3 protein-coding genes are annotated in these 3,488 nt (G+C 38.5%); all 3 read left to right on the top strand.

Annotated features, from left to right (window positions below; all coding sequences use genetic code 11):
* Positions 1–680, top strand: a 680-nt coding sequence (locus QUA83_RS30135) for a hypothetical protein (RefSeq protein ID WP_333297873.1), incomplete at its 5' end; no start/stop codon positions are given.
* Positions 681–841: 161 nt separating this feature from the next.
* Complete coding sequence (locus QUA83_RS30140; RefSeq protein ID WP_333297875.1) at positions 842–1,957, top strand: hypothetical protein; 1,116 nt, start codon at positions 842–844, stop codon at positions 1,955–1,957.
* A 3-nt stretch (positions 1,958–1,960) separates the two neighbouring features.
* Entirely contained in the window at positions 1,961–3,454 is a 1,494-nt protein-coding gene (locus QUA83_RS30145) for a hypothetical protein (RefSeq protein ID WP_333297876.1), read from the top strand.
* The last annotated feature ends 34 nt before the right edge of the window (positions 3,455–3,488 follow it).

Raw genomic sequence — 3,488 nt, forward strand, 5'->3', positions numbered from 1 at the left:
TATCCTTGCTCTTCGCTGTGCTTATCTCAATGGTCAACTTTCAATTTGATGTATTTGCCAAACTGAGATGCACCCGTATCAAGCTTGGAGGTATCGCGCTTAGAACAATGCTCCCTACCCTTCAGCAAGCAATTGTAGGAGGGGTAAACACCGTACTTAATGTTGATTGGTTGCAGAGTGATAATGCTATCCTTGCTGAATTAAAAGCTGTTCATGGTTCATTTATGAATACCTTTGGTGAAAGTGTCGGGCGATTGCTTGTGGGAATGTTTTTAGGGGGCGGGAAATCTAATCCTAAGCTAAAAATAAATATTACCGGTGCAGCGGCGGTGGCAATTCAAGCGGAACAGGACACGGGAAATAACATCACTGAAGAACTTATAGATGAGTTATCGACTCTAGCTAATGCTTTTATTCGGTATGCTCGGAATCTTGCTTTTAAAATCGGATACATGAATTTGCGGAAATTTTTTCGAGAAAAAATCAGAACGGGTATTAAAGCTATTGATGATAAAATCGCCAACTGGGGATTGCAAGAAGGTCAAAGTTTTGTAATCAATCAGAAAATTGACGATAAGATTGAAAAAATCGCCGAAACTAATGCTGATTTAGGTAATTTTCTTGAGGGTTTTAAAGAAGGTGCGCTTGATGGGTTCAATGAATTTGTTGTGATGACTTAGTATTTAAGTGTATTGCTGAAAGTAGGCGGCAACTGTAGCCGCCTACTTGTAAAAATGAAGGTAAAAACACCAGAATGGACACGATAACCCGTACTTTCCCGATTAAACTTACAAATGCTTACACCGCAAATTCAATTGTTTAATTTTGCCATTTTAGAGACATGGTATTTGATACAGATGAAAGAGTAAGTGTTTATTTAGAATCTTTTTTTTGTAACTTGAGTCTTAAAAGTTTTCTTTTAGGAGTAATCCCTGATTTTGATGGGGATGAATCAGAGATTGAAAAAATGGCAAAATTCAACGCTGCGGAAGCTAAAAGCCAAAAACTAGGATTAAGAATATTAAATCGAAAAAACAATACAGGCGACTGGGAAGAAGTAGCAGAAATAATTCTTGTAAACAGAGGGAGAAAAGATTATTTTGATTTATTGCAACCTTATCTAGCTAAAAATCAAGTTGCAATTTTAGAAAAAAATGACGCTTTAGCTATTCAATTGATAGATTACGGCAATGGTCTGCTAAAGGAAGAGGATAATTTAAGAATTGCTTCGGGTGTTACTATTACCATCTCAAAAAAAAATGACGTAGAAGCACTACAGGCTCGAATTAGTGCTTTAGAGTTAGCGCTTGAAGGTAGATTAACCAATCTTGCGCCAAATCATTTTTTAGGGCGGGAAATTGACACCGGTGTAGTGCAACAGGTACCATTTACTCGCTTTGCTACTCAATCAAGCATTGATGAAGCAATTGGCGATCGAGCGCCATTAAATAATCCTGTTTTTACAGGTATTATTAACAATTCCGACGGAAAGATACAATTCCCGTTAATCAAAAATCCCAGTACAAATGTTAATACACTTGATGACTACGAAGAAGGTACTTTTAGTCCAATAATTATTGGATTAACAACAGAAGGTCAAGGAACTTACGCGGTTCAGTTGGGAAGTTTTATTAAAATTGGGCGAGCGGTTCTCTTTGAATTAAGTATTAATTTATCAAATCATACGGGGACAGGAGGCATGAGAATTTGTAATTTACCTTACCCTCAAACCGCTAGTCGCGTAACACCTGTAGTGGTAAATCACAATAATTTAACATTGAGTGCAAACAACATTATTTTAGCTACTGTGATTAATTATGTTTTACCGAGTACAAATATTTCGACGGCAAGTATAAATTTAATTCAAGTGCCCGCAGGTGGTGGGGCGCAGGCGACTATACAGATGGATACCTCAGCAGTTATCCAAGTATCTGGTAGTTACTTTGCTGTAACTTAATTTATGTCTCCAAATCTTAGAAAATCCCAACCTAATTTATCAAAACCTTCAGAAGGTGGAAGTTTTAGTGCTGGAAATAGACCTAGTGAATCAACCAATCCTTTGCAAGGGTTGAATATCACCGCAGAAAGTGAATTAGGTAGTGCAGGTGGGATAAAGGCAACAGGTAAATTAACTGTCGGGGTAGACAATTTAATAGGGCAACAAGGTATTACTACTGAAATTGATGCTACTAATCGTACCGCTGGTTTTGGAGTTGGAATTGGTAGCACCAAAGGAAAATTAGGAGTAAACATTGGGGGCAAGGTTGGATACGACGAAGAAGGAAAAATATCAATAAAAGGGGCTGAAGCGGGCATTAATATTGGTGGATTTGGTGGTAGTGCAAGCATTGATGAGGATGAAGGAATTAGAGGCTCGATTAGCATAGCAGGCGCAAAAGTAGAAATAGGGATAGGGATAGCACCAGATGGAAAAAAGTCAGTATCGCTTTGTTACGGTGTACCGGGTGGTGAATTATGCGTAACATTTGAACCCGATCCTGGTATTGAAGTACCCCCAACACCAACTCCCACGCCAACACCAACTCCCACGCCAACACCGCCCCTAAACCCTGACAATCCTTTGCCACCTATTGTACAAAATACTCATGTTCCAGACGGCGATCCAATCTGCACTGCAATTGTAGGTAATAAGGTTACTTCTTGGTCTTATTACAATGGTGTTCTCTGGGAGTGTGGTGGGCAATTTATGATTGATCATTTAGGGAGAAACACTGAAGGAGAAGGCTGGATAGTTGGTGATGTTCATCCCGATGATGAGGCAAACTTAAGTAACTTAGATTTACTTTCTTTATTTCCTCAGTGGCGTCTTAAATCACAAACTATCATACAAGGGAAAGGCACAGAATGCTCTAGGCTTGATTTCTATAACCCTAGCTGGGACTTGCAGCCTTTCGAGTGTAGAAGTGGAGATAAGCAAACTATAATTAATAGAGAAGGCGTGGCATTTACCAGTTCTTACAATAGTGGCAGTCCCAAAGTATCTTTGAGAAGAATGTCGGCTACTATTGTAAGTACAACCTATAATAATAGTCCACCACCTAATCAGACTAAAGTTATTTCTATTCCTATGCCCGATCCAGATAGTTTATTTTTAGCTTATGGTAAAGCTAGTGATATAAATGCTTATTTTAATAATTTAAATACTTTAGAATCTAACAGAAGTAAAACAGGCTCGTCTTCCGGCACGGGAGCGTGTGTCTTTACAGGAGGTTCTAGTTATTGCCTACAATATACGGTAAATAGATTTGTTATACCCAAAAAACCGCCCGCCCCCGTCCCTGTGCGATCACCCAATTATCCCCAACACTATAAACCTATGAATTGCTGTGACAAAGTAGAAGAAATTTATAAATATTTAGGTATTGCCAAGCTCAAAAAAAATAAATTCCCGGTAAGTAGGTCGGCGCAAAAAAACCGAACTATGTTAAGATAAGTAAACAAAAAGAATATATCTACTGAGGTAACTC

This window comes from Microcoleus sp. K1-B1 (assembly GCF_036704705.1).
Classification (GTDB): domain Bacteria; phylum Cyanobacteriota; class Cyanobacteriia; order Cyanobacteriales; family Microcoleaceae; genus Microcoleus.

Coding starts and splice junctions, on each gene's coding strand:
- QUA83_RS30140 (WP_333297875.1), top strand. CDS start 842: ATGGTATTTGATACAGATGAAAGAGTAAGTGTTTATTTAGAATCTTTT.
- QUA83_RS30145 (WP_333297876.1), top strand. CDS start 1,961: ATGTCTCCAAATCTTAGAAAATCCCAACCTAATTTATCAAAACCTTCA.